Annotated in this window: 19 protein-coding genes and 1 tRNA gene; 11 read left to right on the top strand and 9 right to left on the bottom strand. The window is 50.1% G+C overall.

All coding sequences use genetic code 11. The features are described from left to right. Positions 1-12: 12 nt before the first annotated feature. Together QWI17_RS07870 and QWI17_RS07865 are read right to left on the bottom strand one after the other, a co-directional pair. Positions 13-594 carry a tRNA-uridine aminocarboxypropyltransferase gene (locus QWI17_RS07870; protein WP_302721967.1) on the bottom strand — a complete coding sequence of 194 codons (582 nt, stop codon included), beginning with the start codon at positions 592-594 and terminating at the stop codon, positions 13-15. Beyond that, the gene (locus QWI17_RS07865; RefSeq protein WP_302721966.1) at positions 591-893 is read right to left on the bottom strand and encodes a GIY-YIG nuclease family protein; all 303 of its coding nucleotides are present in this window, start codon (positions 891-893) and stop codon (positions 591-593) included. The genes QWI17_RS07870 and QWI17_RS07865 overlap by 4 nt, the downstream gene beginning before the upstream one ends. Before the next feature lie 79 nt (positions 894-972). Here QWI17_RS07865 and QWI17_RS07860 point away from each other — a divergent pair, with 79 nt between their 5' ends. After that, complete coding sequence (locus tag QWI17_RS07860; protein WP_302721965.1) at positions 973-1,773, top strand: methyltransferase domain-containing protein; 801 nt, start codon at positions 973-975, stop codon at positions 1,771-1,773. Between the two features lie 3 nt (positions 1,774-1,776). On the opposite strand, the gene QWI17_RS07855 is transcribed toward QWI17_RS07860, so the two are convergent. Continuing rightward, positions 1,777-2,253, bottom strand: a complete 477-nt coding sequence (locus tag QWI17_RS07855) for a J domain-containing protein (RefSeq protein ID WP_302721964.1) — start codon at positions 2,251-2,253, stop codon at positions 1,777-1,779. Positions 2,254-2,470: 217 nt separating this feature from the next. Between QWI17_RS07855 and QWI17_RS07850 the strand changes: the two genes are divergently transcribed. The 10 genes from QWI17_RS07850 to QWI17_RS07805 all read left to right on the top strand — a co-directional run bounded on the left by QWI17_RS07850 (position 2,471) and on the right by QWI17_RS07805 (position 12,014). Further along, entirely contained in the window at positions 2,471-4,336 is a 1,866-nt protein-coding gene (locus QWI17_RS07850; protein WP_302721963.1) for a hypothetical protein, read from the top strand. 130 nt (positions 4,337-4,466) lie between these two features. Beyond that, positions 4,467-4,895 (top strand): hypothetical protein, encoded by a 429-nt coding sequence (locus QWI17_RS07845; protein WP_302721962.1) that lies wholly within the window; start codon positions 4,467-4,469, stop codon positions 4,893-4,895. A 76-nt stretch (positions 4,896-4,971) separates the two neighbouring features. Further along, positions 4,972-6,015, top strand: a complete 1,044-nt coding sequence (locus QWI17_RS07840; protein WP_302721961.1) for an agmatine deiminase family protein — start codon at positions 4,972-4,974, stop codon at positions 6,013-6,015. Further along, positions 6,002-6,880 carry a carbon-nitrogen hydrolase gene (locus tag QWI17_RS07835; protein ID WP_319835080.1) on the top strand — a complete coding sequence of 293 codons (879 nt, stop codon included), beginning with the start codon at positions 6,002-6,004 and terminating at the stop codon, positions 6,878-6,880. Before QWI17_RS07840 ends, QWI17_RS07835 begins: the two co-directional genes overlap by 14 nt. Before the next feature lie 6 nt (positions 6,881-6,886). After that, positions 6,887-7,591, top strand: a complete 705-nt coding sequence (locus tag QWI17_RS07830) for a GGDEF domain-containing protein (protein ID WP_302721960.1) — start codon at positions 6,887-6,889, stop codon at positions 7,589-7,591. Positions 7,592-7,594: 3 nt separating this feature from the next. Beyond that, the gene (gene bcp / locus QWI17_RS07825) at positions 7,595-8,068 is read left to right on the top strand and encodes a thioredoxin-dependent thiol peroxidase (RefSeq protein ID WP_302721959.1); all 474 of its coding nucleotides are present in this window, start codon (positions 7,595-7,597) and stop codon (positions 8,066-8,068) included. 353 nt (positions 8,069-8,421) lie between these two features. Then, entirely contained in the window at positions 8,422-8,859 is a 438-nt protein-coding gene (locus tag QWI17_RS07820; protein WP_302721958.1) for a helix-turn-helix domain-containing protein, read from the top strand. Positions 8,860-9,283: 424 nt separating this feature from the next. Then, on the top strand, positions 9,284-9,616 hold the full coding sequence (yajC, locus tag QWI17_RS07815; RefSeq protein WP_302721957.1) for a preprotein translocase subunit YajC: 333 nt from the start codon (positions 9,284-9,286) through the stop codon (positions 9,614-9,616). Positions 9,617-9,675: 59 nt separating this feature from the next. Further along, positions 9,676-10,665: a 1-aminocyclopropane-1-carboxylate deaminase/D-cysteine desulfhydrase gene (locus tag QWI17_RS07810; protein WP_302721956.1), complete on the top strand. Its 990-nt coding sequence runs from the start codon at positions 9,676-9,678 to the stop codon at positions 10,663-10,665. A 14-nt stretch (positions 10,666-10,679) separates the two neighbouring features. Continuing rightward, positions 10,680-12,014 (top strand): alanine/glycine:cation symporter family protein, encoded by a 1,335-nt coding sequence (locus tag QWI17_RS07805; RefSeq protein WP_302721955.1) that lies wholly within the window; start codon positions 10,680-10,682, stop codon positions 12,012-12,014. A gap of 23 nt (positions 12,015-12,037) precedes the next feature. On the opposite strand, the gene QWI17_RS07800 is transcribed toward QWI17_RS07805, so the two are convergent. From QWI17_RS07800 to QWI17_RS07775, 6 genes are all read right to left on the bottom strand, one after another. Continuing rightward, entirely contained in the window at positions 12,038-12,358 is a 321-nt protein-coding gene (locus QWI17_RS07800; RefSeq protein ID WP_302721954.1) for a TusE/DsrC/DsvC family sulfur relay protein, read from the bottom strand. A 1-nt stretch (position 12,359) separates the two neighbouring features. Continuing rightward, positions 12,360-12,665, bottom strand: coding sequence for a sulfurtransferase complex subunit TusB (tusB, locus tag QWI17_RS07795; RefSeq protein WP_302721953.1), 306 nt, complete (start codon positions 12,663-12,665; stop codon positions 12,360-12,362). Further along, complete coding sequence (gene tusC, locus QWI17_RS07790) at positions 12,665-13,024, bottom strand: sulfurtransferase complex subunit TusC (RefSeq protein WP_302721952.1); 360 nt, start codon at positions 13,022-13,024, stop codon at positions 12,665-12,667. The genes tusB and tusC overlap by 1 nt, the downstream gene beginning before the upstream one ends. Before the next feature lie 2 nt (positions 13,025-13,026). After that, positions 13,027-13,419, bottom strand: coding sequence for a sulfurtransferase complex subunit TusD (gene tusD, locus QWI17_RS07785; RefSeq protein ID WP_302721951.1), 393 nt, complete (start codon positions 13,417-13,419; stop codon positions 13,027-13,029). Positions 13,420-13,468: 49 nt separating this feature from the next. Next, positions 13,469-14,146 carry a Bax inhibitor-1/YccA family protein gene (locus QWI17_RS07780; RefSeq protein WP_302721950.1) on the bottom strand — a complete coding sequence of 226 codons (678 nt, stop codon included), beginning with the start codon at positions 14,144-14,146 and terminating at the stop codon, positions 13,469-13,471. 194 nt (positions 14,147-14,340) lie between these two features. Continuing rightward, positions 14,341-14,431: transfer RNA gene (locus tag QWI17_RS07775), tRNA-Ser, on the bottom strand. Positions 14,432-14,473: the final 42 nt, after the last annotated feature.

Here is a 14,473-nt window from a genome sequence, read left to right as displayed (position 1 = left end):
TTGGCTGGCCAATCAACGGTTTGGGTCAAAGTTGGCCAAATGGGTCATATAGTGATCAAACTGCTCAAGTAAAGGCTCGTATAGCGACTGATTACTCTCTATTTGTTGTAGAGCGTAACAACTTGCCTCCAGTGTGGAAAGTTGATGATGTTTTTTCGCTGTACGTACTCGATAGTTGCCGCAGAGGTGGTCCGCTAGCTGTATTCTGGGCAAATCCAGTAAAGCGGGATTTAGATGGAGCATTTTAAGGCTTTTACGCCAAGTCGCGTCTATTACAATGAGCTTATCCGGGGCGTGACTCTGACTCAGACCGTCACTGTAAGCTGGCTTGTCCGATTTTTCAGTTGGGTAGAGTAGTGTCGCTCCGGGCAGCCAGGGGCTTAATTCACTGAGTGAGAACTGCTCGGCAACTTTCAGCTCACAATGTTGCAAGCTGCGCCAAAGCAACTCACCGGTGTTTTTCGGGTGCCCATTCTCTTTCGGGTGCTGAAGTAACAGAACCCTGCAGTGATTGGCTGTCGGCACTATGTAGCGGCACATACAACGTGCCAGTGGCCGCTGACAATCGGAGCACACAGCTCGTTTGTTGCTCATGCTTGCGTTGACCTGATGAGTTCCGGGGAAGGTAAATTGGGCAGGGCGAGAGGCGAGGCTTGGCTCACCAGTTCTAGTTTGGCGGCGCGGTTTAACTTTTTAATGGCGGCCTCGCGTCGGCTCGCCGCAGACCTGTCAGGTTGTGGTTCGAGCCACAGCAGTGCCTTGGGGCTTGCGCTGTGGAAAAAGCGTGCCCCTTTCTTACCGGAGCAGTGCTCGTGCCAGCGGCGCTCGATGTCCGTGGTAATGCCGGTGTACAGTTGCCCTTTGGCGTTTTCGATAATGTAAGTAAACCACATGGGGCTATAATACTTTGCCGCGTGGTTAGCCGCGAGCGAATTTTAACCCCTGCTACCCTAATTCGAGTATTCTTGAACGATGCCAAAGCAAGCTGTAGACGCCGACCGCAACTTTGATGATCTGGCCGACCGATTTGACCGCAATATTTACGGCGGTCTAAAAGGACAAATTCGTCTGGCTATATTGAATCGAGATTTTTCTGATTACCTTCCTATCGCGCCCTATGTGCCGCTTACGCCTGATAAAACCTTGTCGATACTGGATGCCGGTGGTGGCCAAGGTCAATTCTCCATTCCGCTAGCGGCTGCAGGACATGAGCTCACCCTGTGCGATCTTTCGCAAAAAATGCTGGGAAAAGCCCGGGCAAGAGCCTCAGAAATGGGTTTGCAAAACGTACTTTTAAAGCATTCGTCAATTCAGTCGCTACAGATAAAAACTCAGTTTGACCTTGTGTTGTGCCACGCGGTACTGGAATGGGTGGTTGAGCCCAAGGCCGTATTGCTGCATTTGTGGCAAATGGTTAAGCCAGGTGGCCACGTATCAATTATTTTCTATAATCATCATTCGCTAGTGTATAAAAATTTATTGCGAACGAATTACAAGAAAGTGTTGGCAGACGATTATTCAGCGTTTGCCGGCAGTCTAACGCCAATTAACCCTCTGAGGCCCGAGCAAGTGCTGAATTGGTGCGAGCAGCTAGAGGCAAATTTGCTATGTCACAGCGGTATTCGGGTTTTTCATGATTATATTTTAGATGCTGCTAACAGGCAAAAATCTCCGGAGCAAGTCATGAGCCTGGAATTGTCACTTTCGCGCCAGCCACCGTTTCGGGATTTGGGGCGCTATGTGCATTTGTTGTTAGAAAAAACCCATGTGTGAGGGTTACAGATTCTTCAATAAGATGTCTTTTGCTTGGTTTACACGAGCGGCTAAATAGTCGTTGCCGCCTCGGTCAGGGTGTACTTTTTGCATCAATGACTTATGCGCTTTTAAGACGACTTCTTTGTTGAGGTTGTTGTCCCGAAACGCCTGGTGAAGCCCCAAAGTTTCCGCCGCTTCATCAGGTGTCATTGCTGCGGGGGCCGGGCTGGGTGATTGTGACGATCTGTGTTTGAGAAAAGGTAGGACCTGTGCCACCAGGCCGAGGCCAAATTTTGCCAGAGGAATAAGGGCGGCTAACGCTGCTCCGAGCCAGTGAATGCGCCCCGTAATCACCAAAAATATCAATAGCGCCATCGAGACCGCAACCAGTGCCTGCAAAATTGCCCGACGCTTTTTCCCCGGCGGTTGACGTTTAAGCCAATTAAAGCCAAAGAATATAAGCGCAATAAACAGTAAAATAGGGAGGAGGCGAAACACGTGCAAAATACTCCAGGGAGGTTGAATGATGTTACTTTAGCACTATGGGCAAGCTAGGTCATTGATTGTCCATATGCTGCAATCCGCTACCTGTCAGAATTTTGAGCAGAATAGGGCACAATTGGCTATACTCGCAGCAGATCACAATGACCTTGTTGGTGTAGTAATCGTACTAAGACCGGTACGTGGATGTTTGAATATTGCGTGGGATAATAATATGCCTCAGTTTTATGGTTCATGGATGATTGTAAAGGCGTTGACGGTGAGCGCTGTATTGACGCTGTCGGCCTGTGGCGGAGGCGGTGGAGGAGGTGGTTCCTCCTCAACGGGATCGGTAAGTTCATCCAGCTCGTCAGAATCCAGTAGCGCCTCATCAGATGCCTCAAGTGCTAGCAGCGAATCGTCTTCAAGCTCAAGCGAATCCAGTAGTTCAAGCGAATCCAGTAGTTCAAGTGAATCGAGCAGTTCAAGCAGCTCTCAGTCATCAGAATCCAGTAGCAGTATAAGCTCAGAATCCAGCTCATCAAGCAGTGAGTCTTCGAGCTTGTCTAGCGCCTCGAGCAGTGAGTCCTCCAGCTCCGAACCTGCTACGGTATTGCTAAGCGGAAATGTGACCTATGATCGTGTACCGGTAACAAACTTTGGCCTGGACTACGATGCAACTTTGCCCATGCCGGTGCGCGGAGCAGCCGTTAATCTGCTCGATAGCTCTAATCAGGTGTTGCTCTCCACCGTGACTTCCGAGACCGGGAGTTACAGTTTTAGCGTAGATTCAAACACCTTAGTGAAAGTGCAAGTGGAAGCCCGGTCACAAAAAAGCGGAACGCCTGGTTGGCATTTGCGGGTCGAGGATAACACCAATGGCAATGCGCTCTACGTATTAGAGGGCGCTTTGGCCAGCTCAGGTGTCAGCGACTCTAGTCGTGATTTACACGCAGCCTCGGGCTGGACGGGAAGTGCCTATGGCGCGCCCAGAGCAGCAGCGCCGTTCGCGATTTTGGATACAACATATAATATATTGCAACAGTTGGTGGCGGTGGATGAGAACTTGATTTTGCCGGTTTCGCGGTTTCGCTGGTCGCCCCTTAATAATACCGCCAGCGGTGATTTAGCCGGAGGTAATATTGGTACAAGTTTTTATTCGTCCTCAAATATATACATTTTGGGGGAAGAGAATTTCGACACGGACGAATATGACGAGCATGTTGTCGCACACGAGTGGGCCCATTACCTAGAGGACAGTCTCGGAGAGCGTCAGGATTCAATCGGAGGCCCACATGGTGGTGATGATAAGCTCGACATGCGTGTCGCCTTCTCAGAAGGGTTTGGGAATGCGGTCGCAGGTCATGTGCTAGATGATCCTTTATATTTGGATACTTTCGGGACTCAGCAGTCGGGAGCCGGTGGTTTCGATATTGGTAGCGGCCCTAGCTTCGCAAACGAAGGGTGGTTTAACGAATCGTCGGTTCAGTCGATTTTGTACAACTTTGCCATTACCAGCAGTGGCTTTGCAGCAATATATGAAGTGCTGACAGATAGCAGTTACACCAACTCCGAAGCCCTACTTAGTATTTTTACTTTTGCCGATCGCTTGCAGGATCTGGCTCCCGCGAGCTTCTCTGTATTTCAAAGTTTGTATACTGACCAAACTATAAATTCTGTTGATGCGTTTGCTGTAGGTGAGGCAAATGATGGTGGGACAGCTGCGGTGTTGCCGGTGTATAAATCGATAACCGCTGACGGCTCTGCAGTTAATGTCTGCAGTACGCAAGCCAATGGTTTTGAGGCAGGCTCGAACAAGTTGGGATCTTGGGTCTTCTTTAAAGTTGTTCCTACGGTTAGCGGGCTTTATGAAGTGTCTATGGTCAAAACCAGCCCAGCTGAGAGAGAAGCGGACCCCGACTTTACTGTAACGCGAACCAAAACAACCATAGCTACTGGTTTCTCTGGGGCGGTGGACTCAGAAACCACTAACGTAACTTTAAGCAGCGGGGACACTTACATTATTTCTGTACAGGACTGGGCATTGCACACCACCAGTGAAGCGTCATGTTTTGATTTAACAGTGGCGCCATCGCCTTAGGGATGTTGATATGAATTATTTTCGGAAAGTATTGATTTGTGCTTGTTGCCTCACAGGGGTAATTGCTTGCAGTAGCGACACGCAGACTGAAACAAATAAAGTAACTGGGCTGGAAAGGGGACTGCCTATTGTGAATGAGGGAGCCAAGTATGGCCCTATCGGCAAGCCATCAATGGCGGTCGGCTTAAAGCACTCTGAATATGTGGTGCCTGTAGAGAGTGTTTCGGTATTGGACCTGGTATTGTTAAGTGGTCTACAAAGGGGGCAGGTTGAAGTTAACGTTGAGGGTGATGTTGGCTTGGACGTCATCGACGGTAGTGTTTATCGTTTTTCCTCGGTCTCGGGAGGTGAGCTACCACTTGCTGTGACTCTACAGTCTAGCGGCGCAGGTAAATACTACCTGACTTTAAGGCTTTCGCACGCAGGAGAAGATATTGCCTTTCCACAGAAAGTAATAAAGGCTGTCATATGGGTAGGTGGCAAGACAGAGGCTGTACTCAAGAAGGCCAATGAGCGTCCGCAGCAAGTTGTGTTGCCTGCACAAGAAGTTGTTAATTAGTATTGCCAGTGGCCGTGTATGGCCTTAGTATTCGCGCCAAAATCATCGGCTCCAGTGTATATGAAGGTAGGTGTTCATGGCGCGCATGCAATTATTGCCCGAATGGGCCAAGCAAGATGCGGTATTACTGACCTGGCCCCATGCCGATACCGATTGGCGGCCGATACTGGAGCGCGCTGAAGCTGTTTATTGTGAGTTGGCCAAGGCAATCTGCTCACGTGCACGTTTAATTGTAGCCGCTCCTGCTTGGTGCCACGAGCACATTCATCAGAAACTTTCTGCCGCCTCAATTGCTCCCGATTGCTATAAAATCTATGCTAGCCAAACGAACGACACCTGGGCGCGAGATCACGGTCCACTCACCGTCGCTGTGGGTGCACAGCGCACATTGTTGGATTTTACATTCAACGGTTGGGGGGCAAAGTTTGAGTCTGAGCTGGATAATTGCATAACCGGCAATTTGGCCTCTTTGGGCGCGTTCAACGCACCCGTAAAGCCTATCGATACGGTCCTCGAGGGAGGCGCTTTAGAGATCGATGAAACGGGAGCGCTACTGACAACTGCGCAGTGCCTACTCAATCCGAACCGCAATCCGCAGCTGTCCAAAGATGCTATCGAAGCGCATTTACGTGAAACTCTAGGTGCTATTAAAGTAAATTGGTTGGAATACGGTTATTTGGCGGGCGACGATACTGACAGTCATATAGATACCCTGGCCCGCTTGGGGCCAAATAGAATACTGTTGTACGTAGGGTGCGATGATCCCCAAGATGAACACTTTGAGGAGCTTGCTAAAATGCAGGCGCAAATCGAGACATTCACCAATGCTGCGTACGAGCCCTATCGTTTGTTTCGTTTACCCTTGCCAAGTGCAGTTTACAGTGAGACGGGCGATCGGTTGCCGGCCACTTATGCAAATTTTCTGATTCTGAATGGCGCAGTACTGGTTCCCCTTTACTCCGACCCTAACGACGCTCACGCACTAGACGTTATCGGTGCTGCCTTCTCGGGTTACGACATCATTGGCATAGATTGTTTGCCTTTAATCGAGCAACACGGCAGTTTACATTGTGTCACTATGCAGTTACCTGAAGGAGTGGTAAACCGTGAAAAGTCTTAATGTGGGTTTGGTGCAGCAAAGTTGTAGCGAGAATCTTGAAGACAATATTGAGAAATCTATCACTAGAATTCGTGAGCTTGCCAAACAGGGGGCCCAGCTTGTTGTACTGCAGGAGTTACACCGGGGACTGTATTTTTGCCAGCAAGAAGACGTTAATGAGTTTGATCAGGCAGAAACCATTCCCGGCCCAACAACGACTACATTGGGAGCGGTAGCGCGCGAGTTGGGCATTGTCATAGTCGCTTCACTGTTTGAAAAGCGTGCTACTGGCCTTTACCATAATACGGCGGTGGTGATTGAGCGTGATGGAACCATCGCCGGCAAGTATCGGAAAATGCACATCCCAGATGACCCCGGCTTTTACGAAAAATTTTATTTTACACCGGGAGATTTGGGGTTTGAACCTATCGCTACATCGGTAGGCCGCTTGGGAGTGCTGGTATGTTGGGATCAATGGTTTCCGGAAGCGGCCAGACTGATGGCTATGGCAGGGGCGGAATTCCTGATTTATCCTACTGCAATTGGTTGGTGTCCCTCCGATGAGCCTGACGAAAAGCAACGCCAGAAAGATGCTTGGGTAACCGTGCAGCGCGCGCATGCTGTTGCCAATGGAGTGCCGGTTATTAGTGTTAACCGAGTTGGTCACGAAGTTGATCCTGGTGGCGGCGAAGGAATCGACTTTTGGGGCAATTCATTTGTGGCGGGCCCGCAAGGCGAGTTTTTGGTACAACTGGACGCCGCCGAGGCCGCTGTAGTAGTCACTATAGATAAACAGCGTTCCGAAAATGTCCGCCGAATATGGCCGTTTCTACGCGACCGCCGTATTGACGATTATCAGGATCTTACCAAACGTTACCGCGATTAGAGCTCTATGACGGAAAAAGACGCGAATCACAGAGAGTGTCCGGCTTGTGGCCCAGAATGTCCGTACAAGGACGAAGTTCTGTGTTTACGCAATGAGTTAGAAGCTCTAAAGATGCTGGCTCGCACCGACGCGCTAACAGAGCTTTTTAACTATCGACACTTTAAAGAAACATTGGCAAACGAAATAGAGCGCGTGCGGCGTAGTAATCAGCCGATGGGTCTTGTTATTGGTGATGTCGACCATTTTAAAAGTTTCAATGATCGCTACGGCCATGAGCTTGGCAATGTAGTGTTGAAGCAAGTTGCCAAGTGTATCGACCGGAATTTGCGTAAGCTGGATATCGCTTGCCGCTACGGTGGAGAAGAGTTCGCGTTGATATTGCCTGGTACAAATATCCGGCAAGCTGAGCGTATCGCCGAGCGAGTTCGTCAAGCTATTGAGCAGGACACTATCCACTGTAATGACGGTGACGAGCTTCATGTCACCATGAGTCTAGGGGTTAGTGTATTCAGCAGTGAGCGTAACTGCACCCCGGAACAATTAGTAGCATCTGCAGATGCGCAGTTGTATCAGGCTAAAGAGGCTGGGCGAAACCGCTCTTGTGTTGAGAAGCTAGAAAAAGTGACCTCGACACCGGTTACCCAAGAAGAAAAAGCGGCACTATTCGCGTTGCTAAACGCCGACGAGCCCAAAGCAGACAGTGAGGAGTAATGAATGACGTATCCTAAAATCGGTAATTTGGCCCCAGCGTTCACCCTAAAGGATCAAGATGGTCAGAGCGTCGCACTCAAAGATTTTCGCGGTAAGAAAAATGTTGTGTTGTTTTTCTATCCTAAAGCGCTTACGCCTGGCTGCACGACTCAGGCTTGCGGCATTCGAGATGTTGCAAAGGAATTGGCCGTGCGCGATGTAGTGGTATTTGGCATCAGTCCGGACCCGGTAGCGAGATTGCCTAAATTCATTGAGAAGCATCAGCTAAATTTCGACCTTTTGTCTGACGAGGATCACGCCATTGCTGACAAATACGGCTGTTGGGGGCTCAAAAAGTTTATGGGAAAGGAATTTATGGGTTTGATACGTACCACATTTATTATTGGAAAAGATGGCAAGTTATTGAAAGTTATGGACAAATTTAAAACCAAGACGCATCATGAGGACCTGTTGGCCGAGCTTGATGAGCTGTTGTGATTGGATACGGTTCGGGGCGTCAATTGGCGTCCTATTAAACATTATGTTATCTCGCGATGAACTCAAATGTGATCCGGCGCAAAAATTCGCAGAAAAGCATGTAGTCTATTAAAATAAATACGCCACTTAGCCTATAATCAATACCACGGGAAGATTGTGCTAGTGATATACGAGCGGCAGTGGAATGGCTCCGTTATGACCAGACCATCTATTAGGCTAAGGTCTGCGGCGAAAGAAGTCTTAAAAATGCGCCACTTTAGATTGTTACTTCCCGGAAATGGCATTATATTTTCTATAATTACTCTAATTCGGCGAACAGGTTTAATTGAGTACCCGGCACAAGGAGAGCCCCAATGATTCAGCTGCAAAGATTAGGTCCACAGATTACGGACGAAGACGGATTTACTCGCTCCGGTATCCGCTCTTATCACGAATACGTGGTTTTAGCGCGATTGCCCATGGTTGAAGGGGTGGCTGCCCGAGTGGTTGGGGCACTGCAAAAGCGCGTAGGTCATTCGCCTATGGCAATCGAGAACATAGCCGAAGACCTAAACCTTTCCAAACGCACCTTACAGCGTCGGTTACAGCAACAGGAGTCAAGCTTTGCTCAGCTGCGGGACAGCTTGCGGTTTCACTACGCTATAAAGTACTTGATTGAAGAGCATATGAGTGTTGACTCTGTATCCTCTGCGCTCGACTTCTCCGACAGAACCAGCTTTACGAACGCTTTTAAGCGCTGGACCAACCTGTCTCCGAGCGTGTTTCGCAAGCTGTTTCGGGATTACGCCTAGCAGGCTGTTGAAAAATCCCTCACGTACTCAGACTCTCAGGCTGGTTCGTAATCTAGGCGCCACTTTGACGGTGTGTGCCCACCCATCGAAAAGTGGCAACGACGAGTACGGGGCAGCCTGGAAGTCCCGCAGGGCGAGGCCTGAAGCGCACATCTGCCGCACCTTGCCTCTAGCAAAGGGAGCCACCCTGTCCGTCGAGACAAGGCGCGACATCTGCACGCTTCGGGCCTCGCTGAGCATGCAAGGGGTTTTTCAACAGCCTGCTAGCCCCCAACACCCAACACGAGATAAGTTTTATATTCCGAAGGCCGGCCGCTTAGCCGGCTTTTTTTAGTGGCTATATATTACCCAAGTCTTTGATTTCGTTGCCTGAACCTCTTAAACAAGGTAGAGTGACGCCTTTTTTAGCCTAAGAGGTTTGTCCATGGGATTTCTATTTGAGTCTGCCGTTGCCCAGACCCAGGCGGCACCACAAGGTGCGCCTATGTACGTGAACCTGCTGATGTTCGGCGGTTTGTTTGTTTTCATGTACTTGTTGATAATTCGCCCACAACGCAAGCGCCAGAAGGAGCACCAGAATCTGGTCAGCAGTCTGCAGAAAGGTGACGAGGTTTTGTTAACCAGTGGCATGCTGGGTAAAGTGGTAAAGGTTGACGATAGTTATATCGTCCTCGAAACCGGCAATAACATTGAGCTGAAATTTCAGAAGGTTGCAGTGCACGCGGTATTGCCCAAAGGCACTATTAAGTCCATCTAATCTTCTTATTTTAACCCGATCCCACCTATAATGGCAGAAAGTCTACGGTGGAGATCGGGATGCCCCCCCAATTAGTCTTTCCAGAGCGTATATCGCTCGCTCAGCGGCCAACACCGCTTCAGCGCCTAACGTTTTCTTTGCATGCCGGCCCTGATGTACGCCTTTGGTGCAAGCGCGATGATCTTACCGGTTCGGTACTTAGCGGTAATAAAATCAGAAAGCTCGAATACGTGATGGCTGACGCCATGCGCAAAGGGGCTGATACGCTGATTACCTGTGGTGGATTGCAGTCAAATCACTGTCGAGCGACTGCTCTGGTGGCCGCAATGCATGACTTCGAATGTCATTTGATATTGCGTGGAGAGTCGGTGGCGCCTGCGGATGGAAACTTACTGCTGAGTCAACTAGCGGGTGCGAACATCCAGACGTTTCCTGTGCAGACGTATCAACGCGAGCTTACCCAGCTATTCAGCGAGACTGCGAGCGAGTTGAAAAAACGCGGCAGGCGACCTTACTGCATTCCAACGGGGGCTAGTGATGGTGTCGGTATTTGGGGTTACGTTGCTGCCGCGCAAGAAATGGCAGAAGATTTTGCTCGCCATGGAATTGACAATCCCCTTGTCGTTTGCGCAGCAGGCTCAGGCGGAACACTGGCTGGCCTTGCTGCGGGCTTGCGAGTGTTCGCTCCTCAAGCGGAGGTGCTGGGAGTAGCCGTGTGTGATAGCGCAGAGTACTTTCAGCGTCGGGTGAGTGAGGATATTGCTCATGCACAATCTCTATTTCCCGATGGTGAGTTGCCCAGTGTAGAGCCTGTGAAAGTGCTCGAGGGCTATATTGGCCCAGGTTATGCTCTGGGTTACCCAGAGGTTTTCGACGTTATAGCATCGTTAGCCGCAGCCGACGGACTGGTACTCGATCCGGTTTATACCGGTAAAGCCTTTTACGGTATGCTGGCAGAGCACAAGAAAGGCAATATAAAACAAAAAGACATTGTCTTTGTGCACACGGGCGGTGTTTTTGGTCTGTTTCCTTACAAGAACAATTTTTAACAGCGGGCGTAGCAATGGAGCAATGGTTAGGTTCAATAAGCAGTTTTATTTGGGGCAAATGGTTTCTGTTGTGGCTTCTACCCTTGGTGGGCGTATTTTTGATGGTGCGCCTGTGCGGTTTTCCATTACTTAAAATACCGGCAGGTTTTACGCAGCTTTGGCGCGGCCGGCGCAGTGTGGGTCAGGGAGACGTCAGCTCTTTCAACGCATTAATGACGGCACTTTCCGCCACAATCGGAACCGGCAATATTGTCGGAGTCGCAACGGCTATTGGTTTAGGTGGGCCTGGCGCACTATTCTGGATGTGGTGCATGGCGCTGGTGGGGATGGCGACAAAGTACGCTGAAGCGGTATGTGCAGTGCATTACCGAGAGCAAGATGAGAGTGGCCGCAATGTCGGCGGGCCTATGTATTATATTAAAAATGGGCTCGGTAAAAAATGGGCTTGGCTCGGCGGCGTTTTCGCGGTGTTTGGTTGCTTTGCCGGTTTTGGAATTGGCAACACCGTGCAGGCACATTCTGTGGCCGATGCGTTAAATGGTGCCTGGCAAATACCCCAGGAGGCGACAGCATTAGTGCTTATGGGGTTGGTATTTATTGTGTTGATTGGTGGTGTCGAGCGTATCGCCGAGGTAGCCGGTAAGCTCGTACCCATTATGGGGATTGTTTATGTGGCCTGTGGCTTGGCTGTATTGATTGTGGTCGCAGACCAGGTGCCAGCCGCCTTTGCATTGATTGTCGATAGCGCGTTTAACGGTACGGCAGCGGCCGGTGGTTTTGCCGGGGCGGGTATTGCGATGGCGATTCAGTTCGGTGTGGCCCGCGGTGTATTTTCTAATGAAGCCGGTCTTGGTAGTGCCCCGATTGCTCATGCCGCAGCGAAAACCGAAAGCCCCGTACAGCAGGGCATGGTGGCGATGCTGGGAACCTTTTTGGACACCATCATCGTATGCAGCATTACTGGTCTGGCTATAGTTGCTACCGGCGTATGGTCGGGTGATGCCAAAGGTGCGCAAATGTCGCAGGCAGCTTTCGCTGCGGGTATTCCATTTGGTGAACTGATTATATCCCTCGCGATTGTGCTGTTCGCTTTCACGACGCTGTTGGGTTGGAGTTACTATGGTGAGCGCTGTGCCCAGTATTTATTTGGCTCCTGGATTATCACACCGTTCCGCGTCCTTTGGGTATTGGCAATATTTGTGGGGGCGACTGCAGATTTGCACTATGTATGGATTGTGGCTGATATTTTGAACGGACTGATGGCCGTCCCCAATCTAATCGCGTTGGTTATGCTGTCCGGTGTGGTAGTGGCGCTTACCAAAGAGTATCGCAAGACCTCCGGCAAGTAACACACTTGTGGTTTTGAATAAAATTAAAAGCAATTGGCGGGCCTGGGAAGGCCCGCAATTTTCGCGGCTATCAGTGCGGGATTTGGCGGGAAAAGCTGCATCAGATATATGCTTTTGCCTTTTTCGCCACCAAGGGTTTGCTGAATATAGCGAACCAAGGCCCGATTGGCTGGCGCTAATTCGAAGTCTTTATAAAATGCCTGAATAAGCTCAATGATTTCCCAGTGCTGGGCTGTCAGCGTTATCCCTTCGTTGCGCGCAAGAATAGCGGCAACCTCGCCGCTCCAGTCGCCAAGCGATAGGAGATAACCATCCTTATCGAGGGCAGGGAGGGAATCGGCCATATTAGTACCAGCTTTGTATGCAGCGGTGAGTGCTTGATAATTGGACAAAGCCTTGGTAATCGGTCAATTCTATGCCGTCCAAAAGTAGCTGCAACCCGCGGGCTCTTACATCGTTTTCCAGTACGTATATCCTGGTGCCCTCGTTTAGCAGACTTATCAATTCTTTTGCGCATGGCGAACTTTGGCTCGCGCCGTAGGCGCCATCTTCTATCAATAGCACGCTGTCGCCAACACTACAAAGTTGCAGGCAGGAGGCGAGCGAATTGTCCTGAAAAGGCGATTTGTTGACAGTGTGCAATGTGCTCATTAAAAGCTCAATATTTGCTCATATTGGTCGAATAGCTGGCGCGTTTCCTTGTTGGTCAGTAATTGTACGTTATCTAGGCACAATGAGTCACGCGTCAAGAGTCGGCCTTGTAGAGATGGCTCATGGACAAAAATGTTTTCAATTCCATACAGCGCTAGCGCACAGAGCTTTTTACTGAGGTCTTTTTTCCCGACGTAGGGCGCGTCTTGTTGGGTTACAAGCTGCCATACACCTTCGTCTATAAGCAACAAGCCAATGTCCTGATCGAAGGCGCCTGCAGCCAGGACGGCATCCAGTGCATCATTGGCATGACTGGTTTGATAGGGGGCATGGCGACTAACGCAAAGTATGCGGCTCACAGTTAAGCTCCAAACGTAATAGTTCGATCACTCGAGGCCGTGGCGGCGATAAGTTGGCCGAGACCGCTGAGGCTAAACGCTGCGCTAAGATTGGCCGCTGATTTCTGGTAACGCGACTGCTCATCGGTGTCCATAATGCCGCGCCTAAGGGCGGCAGCAATGCAGACGACGGCGTCAACATCATACTGCTGAATAAAATTTGACCAATCAGCGGGAAGGTTCTGCTCATCTTGCGGCGGTGTTACTAACATGCTGGCATTGTGTACGCCGTCGGCATAAAAAAATATGCGTTCCAGTGTGTGATTTTGATCGACTAGAGCATGGCAGAAGGCCAGTGCGGTGCGGCTGCTTTGGCTGCCCTCGGGGGCTCCCATCACGACTACAGTGTATTTCATAGGCATTAAAAAAGCCCCTTGCGGGGCTTTTCCTGCAGCGTGATGATGATCAGTCGTCAGAAGCGCCCAGCAGGTGCAACAAGCTGGTAAAGATGTTGATGATGGCGAGATATAGACTGGTGGTCGCCATAATGTAGTTGCGCTCGCCGCCGTGAATAATGGCGCTAGTTTGGTACAAAATAATGGCTGACATGAGCACAATGACGCCAGCAGAGAATGCCAAGCTTAGCATTTCTACTTGATAGCCAAACAGGGCGGCACCCATCAACAGCAGCATGCCACCGAGCATAACCATGACGCCCATGACTACGAAGCCGCGCAGGAAGCTGAAATCTTTACGACTCATAAGTGTGTAACCAGACAACCCCAGGAAAGTAAACGCGGTGCCGCCAAGCGCTTGCAATACAATTGACGTGCCGTTAGCCGTTGCCAGGTAGTAATTGAGCATAGGGCCAAGGCTGGCACCAATCAGTCCGGTAAAGGCAAAGACAACCACAAGGCCTGCAGAGGAGTTGGCGGTTCGAGGCAATACAAACCACACCAAGCCAATGGCGACCAGTGACATAATCAGGCCTGCACCGTGGGGCATGTTAACTGCCATGGCAATGCCGGCGGTGAGGGCACTAAAAGCCAGTGTCATAGACAACAGCATGTAGGTGTTGCGCAAAACACGACTGACTTCGGTAGAGTCCGATACGGCTGTGTGTGCTGTGCGAATATGTTCCATTGATTGTGCTCCAAATACGCTTAAGTTAGGGGTAATCATACAAGCTTGGGTAAGCAATGCAATCTTTTGTCACGCTTAGTCCATGTCTTAGACATTGGGGCGCAGGTAAGTTTCATCAAGTGTCTAGGATAGAAAAAACGAGCATAAAAAAAGCGCCAGTAAGGCGCTTTTTTTATGCTCTTGCGAGCGGGATATGGCGGAAGGGCAGGGATTTGAACCCTGGGTAGGCTATTAACCTACGCCGGTTTTCAAGACCGGTGCTTTCAACCACTCAGCCACCCTTCCGAAGTGGGGCAGATTATACATGGGAAATTTTAACTGGCAAGT

The organism is Gilvimarinus gilvus, from assembly GCF_030518155.1.
GTDB lineage: Bacteria > Pseudomonadota > Gammaproteobacteria > Pseudomonadales > Cellvibrionaceae > Gilvimarinus > Gilvimarinus gilvus.
Note: the sequence above shows the minus strand (reverse complement) of the source record. Positions and strands in the feature narration are given on the sequence as shown.

Coding starts and splice junctions, on each gene's coding strand:
- QWI17_RS07780 (WP_302721950.1), bottom strand. CDS start 14,146: ATGGAACATATTCGCACAGCACACACAGCCGTATCGGACTCTACCGAA.
- QWI17_RS07860 (WP_302721965.1), top strand. CDS start 973: ATGCCAAAGCAAGCTGTAGACGCCGACCGCAACTTTGATGATCTGGCC.
- tusD (WP_302721951.1), bottom strand. CDS start 13,419: ATGAAATACACTGTAGTCGTGATGGGAGCCCCCGAGGGCAGCCAAAGC.
- yajC (WP_302721957.1), top strand. CDS start 9,284: ATGGGATTTCTATTTGAGTCTGCCGTTGCCCAGACCCAGGCGGCACCA.
- QWI17_RS07800 (WP_302721954.1), bottom strand. CDS start 12,358: ATGGCCGATTCCCTCCCTGCCCTCGATAAGGATGGTTATCTCCTATCG.
- QWI17_RS07840 (WP_302721961.1), top strand. CDS start 4,972: ATGGCGCGCATGCAATTATTGCCCGAATGGGCCAAGCAAGATGCGGTA.
- QWI17_RS07850 (WP_302721963.1), top strand. CDS start 2,471: ATGCCTCAGTTTTATGGTTCATGGATGATTGTAAAGGCGTTGACGGTG.
- QWI17_RS07865 (WP_302721966.1), bottom strand. CDS start 893: ATGTGGTTTACTTACATTATCGAAAACGCCAAAGGGCAACTGTACACC.
- QWI17_RS07805 (WP_302721955.1), top strand. CDS start 10,680: ATGGAGCAATGGTTAGGTTCAATAAGCAGTTTTATTTGGGGCAAATGG.
- bcp (WP_302721959.1), top strand. CDS start 7,595: ATGACGTATCCTAAAATCGGTAATTTGGCCCCAGCGTTCACCCTAAAG.
- QWI17_RS07810 (WP_302721956.1), top strand. CDS start 9,676: ATGCCCCCCCAATTAGTCTTTCCAGAGCGTATATCGCTCGCTCAGCGG.
- tusB (WP_302721953.1), bottom strand. CDS start 12,665: ATGAGCACATTGCACACTGTCAACAAATCGCCTTTTCAGGACAATTCG.
- QWI17_RS07870 (WP_302721967.1), bottom strand. CDS start 594: ATGAGCAACAAACGAGCTGTGTGCTCCGATTGTCAGCGGCCACTGGCA.
- QWI17_RS07820 (WP_302721958.1), top strand. CDS start 8,422: ATGATTCAGCTGCAAAGATTAGGTCCACAGATTACGGACGAAGACGGA.
- QWI17_RS07830 (WP_302721960.1), top strand. CDS start 6,887: ATGACGGAAAAAGACGCGAATCACAGAGAGTGTCCGGCTTGTGGCCCA.